Origin of the sequence: Pseudomonas sp. C32 (assembly GCF_030417915.1) — a bacterium.
In the GTDB taxonomy this organism is placed as follows: Bacteria; Pseudomonadota; Gammaproteobacteria; order Pseudomonadales; family Pseudomonadaceae; genus Aquipseudomonas.
Genome location: NZ_JAUHUK010000004.1, coordinates 307,178 through 321,864 on the forward strand (window position 1 = coordinate 307,178; position 14,687 = coordinate 321,864).

General features: G+C 59.1%; 12 protein-coding genes. All 12 read right to left on the reverse strand.

Annotated elements, in window-relative coordinates; all coding sequences use genetic code 11:
- Positions 1–2 precede the first annotated feature (2 nt).
- Entirely contained in the window at positions 3–1,787 is a 1,785-nt protein-coding gene (nuoC, locus tag QYH43_RS06855) for an NADH-quinone oxidoreductase subunit C/D (protein ID WP_095059543.1), read from the reverse strand.
- A gap of 72 nt (positions 1,788–1,859) precedes the next feature.
- A complete protein-coding gene (locus tag QYH43_RS06860) occupies positions 1,860–2,534 on the reverse strand; it encodes an NADH-quinone oxidoreductase subunit B family protein (protein WP_007946424.1) in 675 nt (224 codons plus the stop codon).
- 10 nt (positions 2,535–2,544) lie between these two features.
- On the reverse strand, positions 2,545–2,958 hold the full coding sequence (locus QYH43_RS06865) for an NADH-quinone oxidoreductase subunit A (protein WP_003223812.1): 414 nt from the start codon (positions 2,956–2,958) through the stop codon (positions 2,545–2,547).
- 634 nt (positions 2,959–3,592) lie between these two features.
- Positions 3,593–4,918 carry an isocitrate lyase gene (gene aceA, locus QYH43_RS06870; protein ID WP_034146910.1) on the reverse strand — a complete coding sequence of 442 codons (1,326 nt, stop codon included), beginning with the start codon at positions 4,916–4,918 and terminating at the stop codon, positions 3,593–3,595.
- A gap of 475 nt (positions 4,919–5,393) precedes the next feature.
- On the reverse strand, positions 5,394–6,155 hold the full coding sequence (locus QYH43_RS06875) for a secretin N-terminal domain-containing protein (protein WP_301156700.1): 762 nt from the start codon (positions 6,153–6,155) through the stop codon (positions 5,394–5,396).
- A 290-nt stretch (positions 6,156–6,445) separates the two neighbouring features.
- Positions 6,446–6,871, reverse strand: coding sequence for a GNAT family N-acetyltransferase (locus QYH43_RS06880; RefSeq protein WP_032829897.1), 426 nt, complete (start codon positions 6,869–6,871; stop codon positions 6,446–6,448).
- Entirely contained in the window at positions 6,864–8,033 is a 1,170-nt protein-coding gene (locus tag QYH43_RS06885; RefSeq protein WP_301156701.1) for a cupin domain-containing protein, read from the reverse strand. Before QYH43_RS06885 ends, QYH43_RS06880 begins: the two co-directional genes overlap by 8 nt.
- A gap of 86 nt (positions 8,034–8,119) precedes the next feature.
- Positions 8,120–9,490: an adenylosuccinate lyase gene (gene purB, locus QYH43_RS06890; protein ID WP_095059539.1), complete on the reverse strand. Its 1,371-nt coding sequence runs from the start codon at positions 9,488–9,490 to the stop codon at positions 8,120–8,122.
- Between the two features lie 124 nt (positions 9,491–9,614).
- On the reverse strand, positions 9,615–10,238 hold the full coding sequence (hflD, locus tag QYH43_RS06895) for a high frequency lysogenization protein HflD (RefSeq protein ID WP_301156703.1): 624 nt from the start codon (positions 10,236–10,238) through the stop codon (positions 9,615–9,617).
- The gene (gene mnmA / locus QYH43_RS06900; RefSeq protein ID WP_095059537.1) at positions 10,235–11,368 is read right to left on the reverse strand and encodes a tRNA 2-thiouridine(34) synthase MnmA; all 1,134 of its coding nucleotides are present in this window, start codon (positions 11,366–11,368) and stop codon (positions 10,235–10,237) included. The genes hflD and mnmA overlap by 4 nt, the downstream gene beginning before the upstream one ends.
- Before the next feature lie 59 nt (positions 11,369–11,427).
- On the reverse strand, positions 11,428–11,874 hold the full coding sequence (locus QYH43_RS06905; RefSeq protein WP_095059536.1) for an NUDIX hydrolase: 447 nt from the start codon (positions 11,872–11,874) through the stop codon (positions 11,428–11,430).
- 197 nt (positions 11,875–12,071) lie between these two features.
- Positions 12,072–14,297: an NADP-dependent isocitrate dehydrogenase gene (locus QYH43_RS06910; protein ID WP_095059535.1), complete on the reverse strand. Its 2,226-nt coding sequence runs from the start codon at positions 14,295–14,297 to the stop codon at positions 12,072–12,074.
- Between the last annotated feature and the right edge of the window lie 390 nt (positions 14,298–14,687).

A 14,687-nucleotide genomic window follows, 5' to 3' on the forward strand; every position in this document is an offset into this window, starting at 1 on the left:
GCTTAGCGGTCCACGTCGGCCATAACGAAATCGATACTACCCAGGTACGCAATCAAGTCCGCGACCATGCTGCCTTTGATCACCGAAGGGATCTGCTGCAGGTGCGGGAAGCTTGGGGTACGAATCCGGGTGCGGTAGCTCATGGTGCCGCCATCGCTCGTCAGGTAATAACTGTTGATGCCCTTGGTCGCTTCGATCATCTGGAAGGATTCGTTGGCCGGCATGACCGGGCCCCACGAAACTTGCAGGAAGTGCGTGATCAAGGTTTCGATGTGCTGCAGGGTGCGCTCTTTCGGCGGCGGCGTGGTCAGCGGGTGATCCGCCTTGTACGGGCCTTCCGGCATGTTGCGCATGCACTGCTCGATGATCTTGATGCTCTGGCGCATCTCCTCGACGCGCACGATGCAGCGGTCATAGGCATCGCCATTGGCGGCCAGCGGCACTTCGAATTCGAAGTTCTCGTAGCCCGAGTACGGACGCGCTTTACGCAGGTCGAAATCGCAACCGGTCGAACGCAGGCCTGCACCGGTGACGCCCCATTCCAGGGCCTCTTTGGTGTTGTAGGCGGCGACGCCGATGGTCCGGCCACGCAGGATGCTGTTGTCCAGTGCGGCTTTCTGGTATTCGTCCAGACGCTTTGGCATCCATTCGACGAAGTCTTTAACCAGTTTTTCCCAGCCGCGCGGCAGGTCGTGGGCGACACCACCGATGCGGTACCAGGCCGGGTGCAGGCGGAAACCGGTAATGGCTTCGATCACCGTGTACGCCTTCTGGCGGTCGGTGAAGGTGAAGAACACCGGAGTCATGGCGCCGACGTCCTGGATGTAGGTACCCAGGAACAGCAGGTGGCTGGTGATCCGGAAGAACTCGGCCATCATGATGCGGATGACGTCGACCTTCTCGGGCACCTTGATGCCGGCCAGCTTCTCGACCGAGAGCACGTACGGCAGGTTGTTCATCACGCCGCCGAGGTAGTCGATACGGTCGGTGTACGGGATGAAGCTGTGCCAGGACTGACGCTCGGCCATTTTCTCGGCACCACGGTGGTGGTAACCGACGTCCGGCACGCAGTCGACGATCTCTTCACCGTCCAGCTGCAGGATGATGCGGAATGCACCGTGCGCCGAAGGGTGGTTCGGGCCGAGGTTGAGGAACATGTAGTCCTCGTTCGGGCCGGAGCGCTTCATGCCCCAGTCTTCAGGCTTGAAGCGCGCGGCTTCTTCCTCAAGCTGTTGCTTGGCCAGCGTCAGGCTGAACGGATCGAACTCGGTGGCACGGGCCGGGAAGTCCTTGCGCAGCGGGTGACCTTCCCAGGTCGGCGGCATCATGATGCGCGTCAGGTGCGGGTGACCTTTGAAGTCGATGCCGTACATGTCCCAGACTTCACGCTCGTACCAGTTGGCGTTCGGCCAGATGCTGGTAACGGTTGGCAAGCTGAGATCGCTTTCGGACAGCGCGACCTTGATCATGACGTCGCTGTTACGCTCGATCGACATCAAGTGGTAGAACACGGAGAAGTCGGCGCCGCTTGGCAGCCCTTGACGCTTGGTGCGCAGACGCTCGTCCACGCCGTGCAGGTCATAGAGCATGACGTACGGCTTGGGCAGGTTGCGCAGGAAAGTCAGGACTTCGACGAGTTTGGCGCGGGCAACCCAAAGCACCGGCATGCCGGTGCGGGTAGCCTGGGCGGTGAACGCCTCCGGGCCAAAACGGTTGTTCAGTTCGACGACCACATCCTGGTCGTCTGCCTTGTAAGGCGGGATGTACAGAGCACTGCCTGTAGTCATGGTTATTTATCGCTTTCGGTCAACGTAAAGAATGAAGCCAGGTTCTCGTTCTATTAAAGAAGCAGATCTGGATCAGACTTCGTCGGGGCTGCGCAGGTTGGTGACTGCGATTCGCTGTTCGCGGCGCTTTTCCTTCTCGGAAGGCATCTCGGCGCGGTATACGCCTTGATCACCAACGACCCAGGAAAGCGGACGACGCTCCTGTCCAATCGACTCTTGCAACAGCATCAGGCCTTGCAGGAAAGCTTCAGGACGAGGCGGGCAGCCAGGCACGTAGACGTCCACGGGCAGGAACTTGTCCACCCCTTGAACGACCGAGTAGATGTCGTACATGCCACCGGAGTTGGCGCACGAACCCATGGAGATAACCCACTTGGGTTCGAGCATTTGCTCGTAGAGACGCTGAATGATCGGCGCCATCTTGATGAAGCAGGTACCGGCGATAACCATGAAATCCGCCTGGCGCGGCGATGCCCGGATAACCTCGGCGCCAAAGCGCGCGATGTCGTGGGGCGCCGTGAAGGCGGTGGTCATTTCCACGTAGCAGCAAGAAAGACCGAAGTTATACGGCCACAGGGAGTTCTTGCGCCCCCAGTTGATCGTGCCGTTAAGCACGTCTTCGAGCTTGCCCATGAAAATGTTTTTGTGGACTTGATCTTCTAACGGATCGGAAACGGTTTCCCGTTCGCCGATCGGATACTGCTCGTTAGGAGCATCGGGGTCGATCCTGGTGAGATTGTATTGCATTGCCAAAGCCTCATTGTTTCAGCTTCGCTTGCCGCTTGCGCCGAGCTTCCGGAGCCCAGTCAAGGGCGCCCACTCGGAATAGGTAGACAAGGCCTGCCAACAGAATTGCTATGAAAACGAGAGCTTCGACGAATCCGGTCCAGCCGCTTTCGCGGACGGACACAGACCATGCAAAGAGAAAAAGGGCTTCGATATCGAAGATCACGAAGAGCATCGCGACCAGATAGAATTTGGCTGAGAGCCGCAAGCGGGCGCCACCTGTAGGTAGCATGCCGGACTCGAACGGTTCGTTTTTGCTGCGGCCCCAGGCTTTTGACCCAAGGAGGCTGGAGACGCCCAGCATGAAGGCGCAAAGGCCGACGACGCCTAGAAGGAAAATGGCAAAGCCCCAGTTGTGGGCCATGAGTCCTGTCGCTTCGGGCATGCTGGTAATCCTTAACAGAGAGCAAAGGTCTCTGAGCTTGAAAAAGTAACAACGCAGTGACGATATGTCGCAGCAATCAATCCCGCTGATTTTATGGCTAAACACCCGGCAAGTAAAATTCCTATAGCGAAATTTATTATAGGAATAAGGACATAGCGCACTGGAAACCCCCCACAGGCCTTGCCCCTTGGGCATTAGCCGGCATTTCGTGAATTATGTTTTGTTGGGAATGTAACGAACATAGTTTGCGCTAAATGATAATCAATATTGTTTGGCGTGATTTTTAAAGTGTTTATCCGGCAAGTGCGCAGGAAGTTGCCTTATATGCGCGTTACTGCAAGTAGAGGCGGTGAGCGTCTTAGTGGATTTTTCTGACAGTCGCAGCGCTCTGGATCAAAGATTTCGACCAGGCAGTGATCGTGATTGTGACGCATAACCCGTAGGAGCTGGCTTGCCAGCGAAAGCGTCCGTTCATTCAGTGCATGGCTTTCGGGCCTCTTCGCTGGCAAGCCAGCTCCTACAAGGGACGGTGAAATCCCAGGCAAAAAAACGCCCCGAACCAGTCGGGGCGTCAGATGTGCGGCGTTGCGGTTTCTAATCGGTCCGCAGCGGCCGTTTACTCAAGCGAAGCAGATCAGTGGAACTGTTCTTCTTCAGTCGAACCGGTCAGTGCGGTTACCGAAGACGAGCCACCCTGGATCACGGTGGTCATGTCGTCGAAGTAGCCGGTGCCCACTTCCTGCTGGTGAGCCACGAAGGTGTAGCCCTTCGACGCGTCAGCGAATTCCTGCTCTTGCAGCTTCACGTAGGCAGTCATGTCGTTGCGGGCGTAGTCGTGCGCCAGGTTGAACATGCTGTGCCACATGTTGTGAATGCCGGCCAGGGTGATGAACTGGTGCTTGTAGCCCATGGCGGACAGTTCGCGCTGGAACTTGGCGATGGTCGCGTCGTCCAGGTTTTTCTTCCAGTTGAAGGAAGGCGAGCAGTTGTACGACAGCAGTTGGTCCGGGTATTCCTTTTTGATCGCTTCAGCGAAGCGACGAGCCTCGTCCAGGTCTGGCTTGGCAGTTTCGCACCAGATCAGGTCGGCGTACGGAGCGTAAGCCAGGCCACGGGCGATTGCCTGGTCCAGGCCGGCGCGTACTTTGTAGAAGCCTTCCTGGGTGCGTTCGCCAGTCACGAATGGCTGGTCGTACGGGTCGCAGTCCGACGTCAACAGGTCGGCGGCGTTAGCGTCGGTACGAGCCAGGATGATGGTCGGAGTACCGGCAACGTCAGCAGCCAGACGGGCAGCGGTCAGCTTCTGTACAGCTTCCTGGGTAGGAACCAGTACCTTGCCGCCCATGTGGCCGCATTTTTTCACGGAAGCCAGTTGGTCTTCGAAGTGAACGCCGGCGGCGCCAGCTTCGATCATGCTCTTCATCAGCTCGTAAGCGTTCAGTACGCCGCCGAAACCGGCTTCAGCGTCAGCAACGATTGGAGCGAAGTAGTCGATGTAGCCGTCATCGCCCGGGTTCTTGCCGGCTTTCCACTGGATCTGGTCGGCACGACGGAACGAGTTGTTGATGCGCTTGACCACGGTTGGAACCGAGTCCACCGGGTACAGCGACTGGTCCGGGTACATCGATTCGGCGGAGTTGTTGTCCGCAGCAACTTGCCAGCCCGACAGGTAGATCGCCTGGATACCAGCTTTGACTTGTTGTACAGCCTGGCCGCCGGTCAGGGCGCCCATGCAGTTGACGAAATCTTTCTCTGGACGGAAGGCTGGCTTGGCACCCTGGGTGACCAGGTTCCACAGCTTCTCGGCGCCCATTTTTGCAAAGGTGTGCTCAGGTTGAACCGAGCCACGCAGACGGACGACGTCAGCAGCGGAGTAAGTGCGTGTCACGCCTTTCCAGCGCGGGTTTTCAGCCCAGTCTTTTTCGAGGGCTGCAATTTGCTGTTCGCGTGTCAGTGCCATGGAGATAAACCTCGTCGCGTCTTTTATGAAAAGTTGTACTGCGGTGGAAAATTCCTGCGCTCGCTGACCAGAAGCTTAGTGGGTCAGGTCGGGTCCGGCGGGGAGGGCGACGGGATGAACGATGGGCTCGAGGGGAAGTGAGCAGGTAAAGGCGAACTGCGGGCGCATTCGGGCGTCGTGGGCCTTGGTACGAACATCAGTGTGGTGCCGGGTTACCTATTACGCTTCCGTCCCTCGGGACAACTTCGTTCCAGTCGACAACCTCGTCAAACACACCTTGTGGGCGGTATAGACACGAAGCGGTTCGCGGGGGGTAGATGCGAACATCGCCTCGAAGGCCCTTGCCAGGGCCTCTGATTAGCGGGAGCGAGGCCATCATGCCTTTGCTTTTTTGGCTCGTCAAACGTTTTGTAGTGCTTTTTTTCAGGCACTACATCTTTGGTCTAATACGACTCCTCAGTCAGTTTTTGGTGCTTTAGTCCAGGGTGTCGACTTTCACCCGCAGTGTCATGTCGTCGCGGCTTTGGGTCGAGTAGCTGCGGGCTGTGCCTTGTTTGTCGGCCTGTGTCTGGCCATTCACCCCGGCCAGCAGGATCCAATCGCCAAGGCGACCGGTGACGGTTGTGTCGGTACTTTGCACGTTCACTACATCGGGACGTTCCTGGCTCATGCGGTCACGGTTGGTGCTGATCGACAGGTGAACGATGTCGCCGGTGACGTTGGCGGTGACGTAGAAGCCTTGAGTGACGTTGCGGTATTCAGTCTGGCTGCGCAGATCGCCGTAGGAGTCGGACTGCGAGCTGGTCAGCGGCACGCTCTGGCCGACCTGGATCAGTGCGGGGGTGCCTTCACTGGCCTGCACTTGCTGAGTGCCGCCGTCACGACTATCGGTGCTGTAACTGATGATGCGGGTCTGGTTTGGCTTGGCGCCGTTCATCGAGTAACCCTGATCACCCTGAGCGTTGCTGTCGCTGGTGTCGACCGTAATCAACAGGCGTTTGGGTGCGGTGTCGAGTTGTGAGATCAGGGTTTTAAGTTCGTCGATCTTGCGTTGATCGGCGTTAACAATGAGCTGATTGCCGTAGGCGCTGACCTGCCCATCCTTGCCGATGAAGTCCTGTGCCACCGGCAGCAGATCGGCGCTGGTGCGGTTGTTCAGGGGCACGATTTCGGTGGCTGCCATGACCGAAAAACTGCAGGTCACCAACAGGGTGGTGAGCAGGGTGCGTAGGGACATATCCGTTATCTCCGCCAAATAAACAAAGCCCGTAGGAGCTGCCGAAGGCTGCGATCTGTTGATCTTGCCGTTGGTTTTTACTGATAGTGCCAGTTTGTCGGCCTTGGGTGGGTTTAGTTGAATGGTAGACAGCAAAACGCCCCGGCATCCGGAGATGGCGGGGCGTTTTGTGATGTTTGCATGCAGCTTTTGTGGCGAGGGAGCTTGCTCCCGCTGGGGCGCGAAGCGGCCCTTAGATTTTCAGGACTGCTGCGCAGCCCGGTGGGAGCTTGCTCCCTCGCCACAAAGTCTTAAGCAGAATGGCGAACCATGTCTACGTGCGGAATCCCTGCTTCCAGGAACTCTTCACTGACCATGTGAAAACCCAGGCGCTCATAGAACGCCGTGGCTTGCACCTGAGCGCTGAGCATCTGCTGCTTCAGTCCGCGCTCTTCGGCTTCACCGATCACCGCTTGCATCAGGGCGTCGCCAACCTTCAAACCGCGCCAGTCCTTGAGCACCGATACCCGGCCGACGTGACCGTCGGGCAGCAGGCGGGCGGTGCCAATCGGAAAGTCGCCTTCGTAGGCGAGGAAATGCACTGCATCAATGTCGTCAGCGTCCCATTCCAGTTCTGGTGGTACGGACTGCTCGGCGACGAACACCGTCTCACGAATGCGCCGGATCTCGGCGTTGTCCTTTTGCCAGTCTGCGACACGTACGTGAATCTTATTCATCGGCAAACCCCAGGCTTCCTTGCTTGACCAGTTCGCACAACAGGCCGCGGCCGTCTTCGTCGCTCAGCCAATCGCCAAGGTTGTCGGTGTGCAGTGCGTCGGCGGCGCAGATCAACTTCAGCAGCTCGCGCAGTTTGCCCGGCAGATAACGGCTCTGGCCGCTGGCGAACAGCAGCAGATCGTCATCAACTTCCGACCAGGCCAGGCGTGCGCTTGGGTTGCGGATCAGCACCGCACCTTCTTCCAGTGCGCTGAGGACGTCTTCTTCTGCGATGTCTTCCGGACCGGCCACCAGCTCCGGATAACGCGGCTCGGTCATGAACTGGCCGAACCAGGTCAGCAGCAGGCGTTCGTCGCTCATGTGCTCGGCCAGCAGGCTTTTCAGGCGATCGAGGGCGTCATGCTGGATCTGGTGTGGATCGGCTACAGGCTGGGCGTCGGCGTCGGTGTAGCGCTCTTCGTCCGGCAGGAACTGGCTGAGGAAGTCGGTGAAGTGGGTCAGCACTTCAGCGGCGCTCGGTGCGCGGAAGCCGACGGAGTAGGTCAGGCAGTCGTCGACGGCTACGCCGCAGTGAGCCAGACGTGGCGGCAGATAAAGCATGTCGCCCGGTTCCAGTACCCACTCATCGGTGGCTTCGAATTCGGCGAGGATGCGCAAGTCCGCGTGTTGCAGCAGCGGGCTTTCGGAGTCGCACATCTGGCCGATTTTCCAATTGCGCTTGCCGTGGCCTTGCAGCAGGAATACGTCATAGTTGTCGAAGTGTGGGCCGACACTGCCACCCGGGGCGGCGAAGCTGATCATCACGTCGTCGATGCGCCAGCTCGGCAGGAAACGGAAATTTTCCAGCAGTTCACTGACTTCCGGCACGAACTGGTCAACGGCTTGAACCAGCAAGGTCCAGTCACGTTCCGGCAGCTTGCTGAATTCATCTTCGGCGAACGGGCCGCGACGCAGTTCCCATGGGCGCTCGCCATTCTCGATGATCAGGCGCGATTCGACTTCTTCTTCCAGCGCCAGGCCGGCCAATTCGTCGGCGTCGATCGGGCTTTCGAAATCAGGAATGGCCTGGCGGATCAGCAGCGGTTTTTTCTGCCAGTAGTCGCGCAGGAACTCGCGTGCCGTGATGCCGCCCAGAAGTTGCAGAGGAATGTCAGGATTCATGTGTAACCTATTGAAAAAAAGCACTTTCCATACGGGAATAAAAACGCCCGGCGCGGCCGGGCGTCTTAAAGGGGTCTAGCGGTCGATCAGATGCGTTTGGCTTGCTCTACAGCGTTACCGATGTAGTTGGCCGGGGTGAGCAATTTCAGCTCAGCCTTGGCGGCGGCCGGCATATCCAGGCCGTCGATGAAAGTTTGCAACGCTTCAGGGCTGATGCCCTTGCCGCGGGTCAGTTCTTTCAGCTTTTCATACGGGTTTTCGATGTTGTAGCGACGCATCACGGTCTGGATCGGCTCGGCCAATACTTCCCAGCAAGCGTCCAGGTCAGCGGCAATCTTCTGCGCGTTGAGCTCCAGCTTGCTGATGCCTTTGAGGCTGGCTTCGTACGCGATCACGCTGTGGGCGAAGCCGACACCGAGGTTGCGCAGGACGGTGGAGTCGGTCAGGTCGCGCTGCCAGCGGGAGATCGGCAGCTTGCTTGCCAGGTGCTGGAACAGTGCGTTGGCGATACCCAGGTTGCCTTCGGAGTTTTCGAAGTCGATCGGGTTGACCTTGTGCGGCATGGTCGACGAGCCGATTTCGCCAGCGATGGTGCGCTGTTTGAAATAACCCAGGGAGATGTAGCCCCAGATGTCGCGGTCGAAGTCGATCAGGATGGTGTTGAAGCGTGCGATCGCGTCGAACAGCTCGGCAATGTAGTCGTGCGGTTCGATCTGCGTGGTGTACGGGTTGAAGCCCAGGCCCAGCTCGTCTTCGATGAAGGCGCGGGCGTTTTCTTCCCAGTCGATCTCAGGGTAGGCCGACAGGTGGGCGTTGTAGTTGCCGACAGCGCCGTTGATCTTGCCCAGCAGCGGAACGGCAGCGACTTGAGCGATTTGACGCTCCAGACGGTAAACCACGTTCGCCAGTTCTTTGCCCAGGGTGGTCGGCGAGGCCGGTTGACCGTGGGTGCGCGACAGCATTGGCACGTCGGCGAAGCGGATGGCCAGTTCGCGGATGGCGTTGGCGGTCTGGCGCATCAGCGGCAGCATCACGTCATCACGGCCTTCGCGCAGCATCAGAGCGTGGGACAGGTTGTTGATGTCCTCGCTGGTGCAGGCAAAGTGGATGAACTCGCTGACCTTGGCCAGTTCCGGCAGCTTGGCCGCTTGCTCTTTGAGCAGGTACTCGATGGCTTTGACGTCGTGGTTGGTGGTGCGCTCGATCTCTTTGACACGCTCGGCGTGCTCCAGAGAGAAGTTTTCCGCCAGGGTGTTCAGCACAGCGTTGGCTTCGGCGGAGAACGCCGGCACTTCGCTGATGGCAGGGTGAGCGGCCAGGCGCTGGAGCCAGCGCACTTCAACCAGAACGCGGGCACGGATCAGGCCGTACTCGCTGAAAATTGGGCGCAGGGCCTGGGTTTTGCCGGCGTAGCGGCCGTCAACAGGGGAAACCGCAGTGAGCGAAGAGAGCTGCATGGGGTGTTCTCGGACAGTCGGGCAACGAAATGGGGCGCGTATCATACATGAAAAAATCCGCCGGTCCGTCGCCAACTGACCGGCGTATTACGCGTATTGCTAAGTTCGGTTCCGTCGATGCGGGTTATTCGTTACGCATCAAGGGGTAAAGCTCTTTCAGCAGTTTGCGGCGGCTGATCACCAGCTGCCACCGATGCCCGCCCAACTGCCGCCACAGGCGTGCCGAACGAATGCCGGCGAGCAGCAGGGCACGAATTTTCGAGGCGTTGCTCGGTTGTTGCAGATTGCGCATGTCGCCGTGCACCTGGATGCGTTGGCGCAGGGTGCTCAGGGTGTCCTGGTACAGCGCGCCGCACGCGGCGATCACGTTTTCGTGGGCCGGGCCGAAGTGTTCGACCTGTGACTGGATCTGCGGCAGGCGTTTGCCGATCACGTCCAGCATTTCGCCGCGCTTGGCCAACTGACGCTCAAGGCCCAGCATGGCCAGCGCATAGCGCAGCGGCTCGCGCTGGAGGGTGCTCGGGTCGCGTTCGAGGGCGCCGATCAATGCGCGATAGCCTTCGCGCAGATTGAGGTCGTCGCCGCCGTAGACTTCCAGTGTGTCCTTGGGGTCGCGGATCAACAGGCTGCCGAGCATGCAGGTCAGGCCGGCTTCACTGGTCTGGCCGGTCTTGGCGATCTTGTCGACCAGCACGGCGGCGAGGAATACGCCGCCCAGCGCCGTCAGTTGCTCCTGAATCGGATTCATAGGGCCTGGCCCTTGCTCGTCCACGGCTCTGCCACTTCAATCACGCCGCCGCCGAGGCAGATTTCGCCGTCGTAGAACACCACGGACTGGCCTGGGGTAACCGCGCGTTGCGGATCATCGAAGGTCGCGCGATAACCGGTGGCGGTCTTTTCCAGGATGCACGGCTGGTCGCTCTGGCGATAACGAACCTTGGCGGTCAGTTTGCGCGGCTGGCTCAGGTCGACCGGGTTGACCCAATAGATGTCTGAAGCGAGCAGGGCGCGGGAAAACAGCCATGGATGGTCATTGCCCTGGCCGACGATCAGCTCGTTGTGTTCCAGGTCTTTGATCAGCACGTACCACGGCTCGTCACTGGCGTCTTTCAAGCCGCCAATGCCCAGGCCCTGACGCTGGCCGATGGTGTGGTACATCAAGCCGTGGTGACGGCCGATGATCTCGCCTTCGGTGGTCTTGATTTCGCCCGGTTGCGCCGGGAGGTACTGCTTGAGGAAGTCGCTGAAGCGGCGCTCGCCGATAAAGCAGATTCCGGTGGAGTCCTTTTTCTTGGCGGTCGCCAGTTCGTATTTCTCGGCAATCGCGCGTACTTGCGGTTTTTCCAGCTCACCGACCGGGAACAGGGTCTTGGCGATCTGTTCACCGCCGACGGCGTGCAGGAAGTAGCTCTGATCCTTGTTCGGGTCCAGGCCTTTGAGCAGTTCGGTGCGGCCGTCGATGTCGCGGCGACGCACGTAGTGGCCGGTGGCGATCAGGTCGGCGCCGAGCACCATGGCGTAGTCGAGGAACGCCTTGAACTTGATCTCGCGGTTGCACAGGATGTCCGGGTTCGGCGTGCGACCGGCCTTGTATTCGGCCAGGAAATGCTCGAACACGTTGTCCCAGTACTCTGCCGCGAAGTTGGCGGTGTGCAGCTTGATGCCAATCTTGTCGCACACGGCTTGCGCATCCGCCAGGTCGTCCATGGCGGTGCAGTATTCCGTTCCATCGTCTTCTTCCCAGTTCTTCATGAACAGGCCTTCCACCTCATAACCCTGCTCGATCAGCAGGAGGGCAGAAACGGAGGAGTCCACGCCGCCGGACATGCCGACAATGACGCGCTTCTTTTGTGTGTCAGAAGGGGCTGGATCACGCATAGGAATTTAATGAGTGTCTTGAAAAAGGACGCGATTCTATCAGGCTGGAGCCTGCATGGCTAAAGAGAAGGACGGATCAATTCGAGGCCGAAGTGAATGCCTGCCAGATAGTCGTCGATGCAGTGGATGATCAGCTCGCTGCGCCAGTTGTCGCGCTGCTCGATTAATTCTTCGCGGGTCAACCACTTGGCGCCGACGATGCCGTCGTCCAGTTGATAATCCGGGTGGTGTTTGAGCGGTTTGGCGATAAAGCAGACCCGCTGGTAGGTCACGCCGTTGCTCGGGGCGGTGTAGAGGTAAATGCCCAGAACGCCGGTCGCTTCGACGTCCCAGCCGGTTTCTTCGAGGGTTTCGCGCACGGCGGCCTCGGTGAGGGTTTCGTTCGGGTCCAGGTGGCCGGCGGGCTGATTGAGCACCACGCGCCCGTGCTTGAGCTCCTCGACCATCAGGAAGCGGCCGTTGTCTTCGACGATGGTGGCGACGGTGATGTGGGGTTTCCAGTCCATGAGATGTCCTCAATTCTGATGTTGAAATACAAACCTGTAGGAGCCGGCTTGCTGGCGATAGCGGCGTATCAGTCAACGAAGATATGAATGATAAACCGCTATCGCCAGCAAGCCGGCTCCTACAAGGGGGGTAGCGTAGATCCCCACAAACACAAACCCCGGCACGGGGCCGGGGTTTGTGATGTTCCCTTACAACCTTACACCAGCGCAGCAACGGCCGCGTTGAAGGTTGCGCTTGGGCGCATGGCCTTGCTGATCAGCTCGGCGTCGGCGTGGTAGTAACCGCCGATGTCGACTGGCTTGCCCTGAACGGCGTTGAGTTCGGCAACGATGGTCGCCTCGTTCTCGGTCAGGGTTTTGGCCAGGGTCGCGAACTGCGCTTGCAGTGCAGCGTCTTCGGTCTGGGCAGCCAGGGCTTGAGCCCAGTACAGCGCCAGGTAGAAGTGGCTTCCGCGGTTGTCGATGTTGCCGACTTTACGCGATGGCGACTTGTTGTTGTCCAGGAACTGGCCGGTGGCCTGATCCAGGGTCTTGGCCAGAACCAGCGCCTTGGGGTTGTTGTAGTTCACGCCCAGGTGCTCAAGGGAAGCGGCCAGGGCCAGGAACTCACCCAGGGAATCCCAGCGCAGGAAGTTTTCTTCCAGCAGCTGCTGAACGTGCTTCGGTGCCGAACCGCCAGCGCCGGTTTCGAACAGGCCGCCGCCGTTCATCAGCGGTACGATCGACAGCATCTTGGCGCTGGTGCCCAGTTCCATGATCGGGAACAGGTCAGTCAGGTAGTCGCGCAGAACGTTGCCGGTCACCGAGATGGTGTCCTTGCCGTCGCGGGTGCGTTGCAGAGTGAATTTCATTGCGTCGACCGGCGCCATGATCTGGATGTCCAGACCGGCGGTGTCGTGATCCTTCAGGTAAGCCTGAACTTTCTCGATCACTACGCCGTCGTGGGCGCGCATCGGGTCCAGCCAGAAAATCGCTGGAGTAGCGCTTGCGCGAGCACGGTTGACGGCCAGTTTGACCCAGTCCTGGATCGGCGCGTCTTTGGTCTGGCACATGCGGAAGATGTCGCCGGCTTCAACCGACTGTTCCATCAGCAGGTCGCCCTTGCTGTCGGTGACGCGAACAACGCCGTCAGCCTTGATCTGGAAAGTCTTGTCGTGGGAACCGTATTCTTCGGCTTTCTTCGCCATCAGGCCGACGTTCGGCACGCTGCCCATGGTGGTCGGATCGAACGCACCGTTGGCTTTGCAATCTTCGATCACGGCCTGGTAGATGGTGGCGTAGCAGCGATCCGGGATCACGGCCTTGGTGTCGTGCAGCTGGCCGTCGGTGCCCCACATCTTGCCGGAGTCACGGATCATGGCTGGCATCGAGGCGTCGACGATGACGTCGCTCGGCACGTGCAGGTTGGTGATGCCTTTGTCGGAGTTGACCATCGCCAGCGATGGGCGAACAGCGTAGACCGCTTGAATGTCAGCTTCGATCTGCGCTTGCTGCTCGGCCGGAAGGGCCTTGATGCGAGCGTACAGGTCGCCGATGCCGTTGTTCAGGTTGAAGCCGATCTGTGCCAGCACGTCAGCGTGCTTGGTCAGTGCGTCTTTATAGAACTCGGCAACGATCTGGCCGAACATGATCGGGTCGGAGACCTTCATCATGGTGGCTTTCAGGTGAACCGACAGCAGCACGCCTTGGGCCTTGGCGTCTTCGATTTCGGCTGCGATGAAGCTGCGCAGGGCGTTTTTGCTCAGTACCGCGCAATCGAGGATCTCACCGGCTTGTACGGTGGTTTTTGCTTTCAGGACGGTGGTGGTGCCGTCTTGAGCGATCAGCTCGATTTTCACAGCGTCAGCGGCTTCGATCAGGGCAGCTTTTTCGCTGCCGTAGAAATCACCGGTGCTCATGTGCGCGATGTGGGACTTGGAGTCATTGGCCCAGGCGCCCATTTTGTGCGGGTGCTTGCGAGCGTAATTCTTCACCGACAGCGGGGCGCGGCGGTCGGAGTTGCCTTCGCGCAGAACCGGGTTCACGGCGCTGCCCTTGATTTTGTCGTAGCGGGCCTTGGCTTCTTTGTCGGCCTCGCTGGTGACGGTCTCAGGGTAGTCCGGCAGTGCGAAGCCCTGGGCTTGCAGCTCTTTGATCGCGGCTTGCAGTTGCGGAACCGAGGCGCTGATGTTCGGCAATTTGATGATGTTGGCTTCAGGCGTAACGGCCAGGGCGCCGAGTTCGGCGAGGTGGTCGGCTACGGCTTTGTCACCCAGTTGCTCGGGGAAGCTGGCCAGGATGCGCCCTGCAAGAGAGATATCGCGGGTTTCAACGGCGATATCAGCCGAGGCGGTGAACGCCTCTACGATAGGCAACAGTGAATAGGTGGCGAGGGCAGGAGCTTCGTCGGTGAAGGTATAGATGATCTTCGAGCGGGTGGGCATATTCGGATTAACTCTCTCTTCTTTGCTAAAGCGTGCGCAGAAACTCGAGGTGCGCCGGGTAAGCGCGTTCGTTCAAAGTCATCCATGAGCCGAATATCGAGGTTTCGTTGCTGTGATGTTGGGTGCATCAGTAGGGCGTCAAGTAGCCGGACTGCGATAACAGACCGGCTCGTCGGGCCGAAACACTCGTCGTAGAGCTGTTCAGTCCGGCGTGACCCTTTAGTCAGCGGCGGCATTATACATAGGTTGCTGGCAATCTGCCGATGGTTCACACGCGACAAATGTCGTCCATTGGTCTAAAGGTCGCAGGGGCGAGTCAGGCGTAGGGTGATTTGTCGTGCTTGGTTTTGGCGCTTTTCCCTTTGCTTTCAGGCTTGTAGCGCGCGAGTT

Coding starts and splice junctions, on each gene's coding strand:
- QYH43_RS06860 (WP_007946424.1), bottom strand. CDS start 2,534: ATGCAATACAATCTCACCAGGATCGACCCCGATGCTCCTAACGAGCAG.
- aceA (WP_034146910.1), bottom strand. CDS start 4,918: ATGGCACTGACACGCGAACAGCAAATTGCAGCCCTCGAAAAAGACTGG.
- purB (WP_095059539.1), bottom strand. CDS start 9,490: ATGCAGCTCTCTTCGCTCACTGCGGTTTCCCCTGTTGACGGCCGCTAC.
- nuoC (WP_095059543.1), bottom strand. CDS start 1,787: ATGACTACAGGCAGTGCTCTGTACATCCCGCCTTACAAGGCAGACGAC.
- QYH43_RS06880 (WP_032829897.1), bottom strand. CDS start 6,871: ATGAATAAGATTCACGTACGTGTCGCAGACTGGCAAAAGGACAACGCC.
- QYH43_RS06885 (WP_301156701.1), bottom strand. CDS start 8,033: ATGAATCCTGACATTCCTCTGCAACTTCTGGGCGGCATCACGGCACGC.
- QYH43_RS06905 (WP_095059536.1), bottom strand. CDS start 11,874: ATGGACTGGAAACCCCACATCACCGTCGCCACCATCGTCGAAGACAAC.
- QYH43_RS06865 (WP_003223812.1), bottom strand. CDS start 2,958: ATGCCCGAAGCGACAGGACTCATGGCCCACAACTGGGGCTTTGCCATT.
- hflD (WP_301156703.1), bottom strand. CDS start 10,238: ATGAATCCGATTCAGGAGCAACTGACGGCGCTGGGCGGCGTATTCCTC.
- QYH43_RS06910 (WP_095059535.1), bottom strand. CDS start 14,297: ATGCCCACCCGCTCGAAGATCATCTATACCTTCACCGACGAAGCTCCT.
- mnmA (WP_095059537.1), bottom strand. CDS start 11,368: ATGCGTGATCCAGCCCCTTCTGACACACAAAAGAAGCGCGTCATTGTC.
- QYH43_RS06875 (WP_301156700.1), bottom strand. CDS start 6,155: ATGTCCCTACGCACCCTGCTCACCACCCTGTTGGTGACCTGCAGTTTT.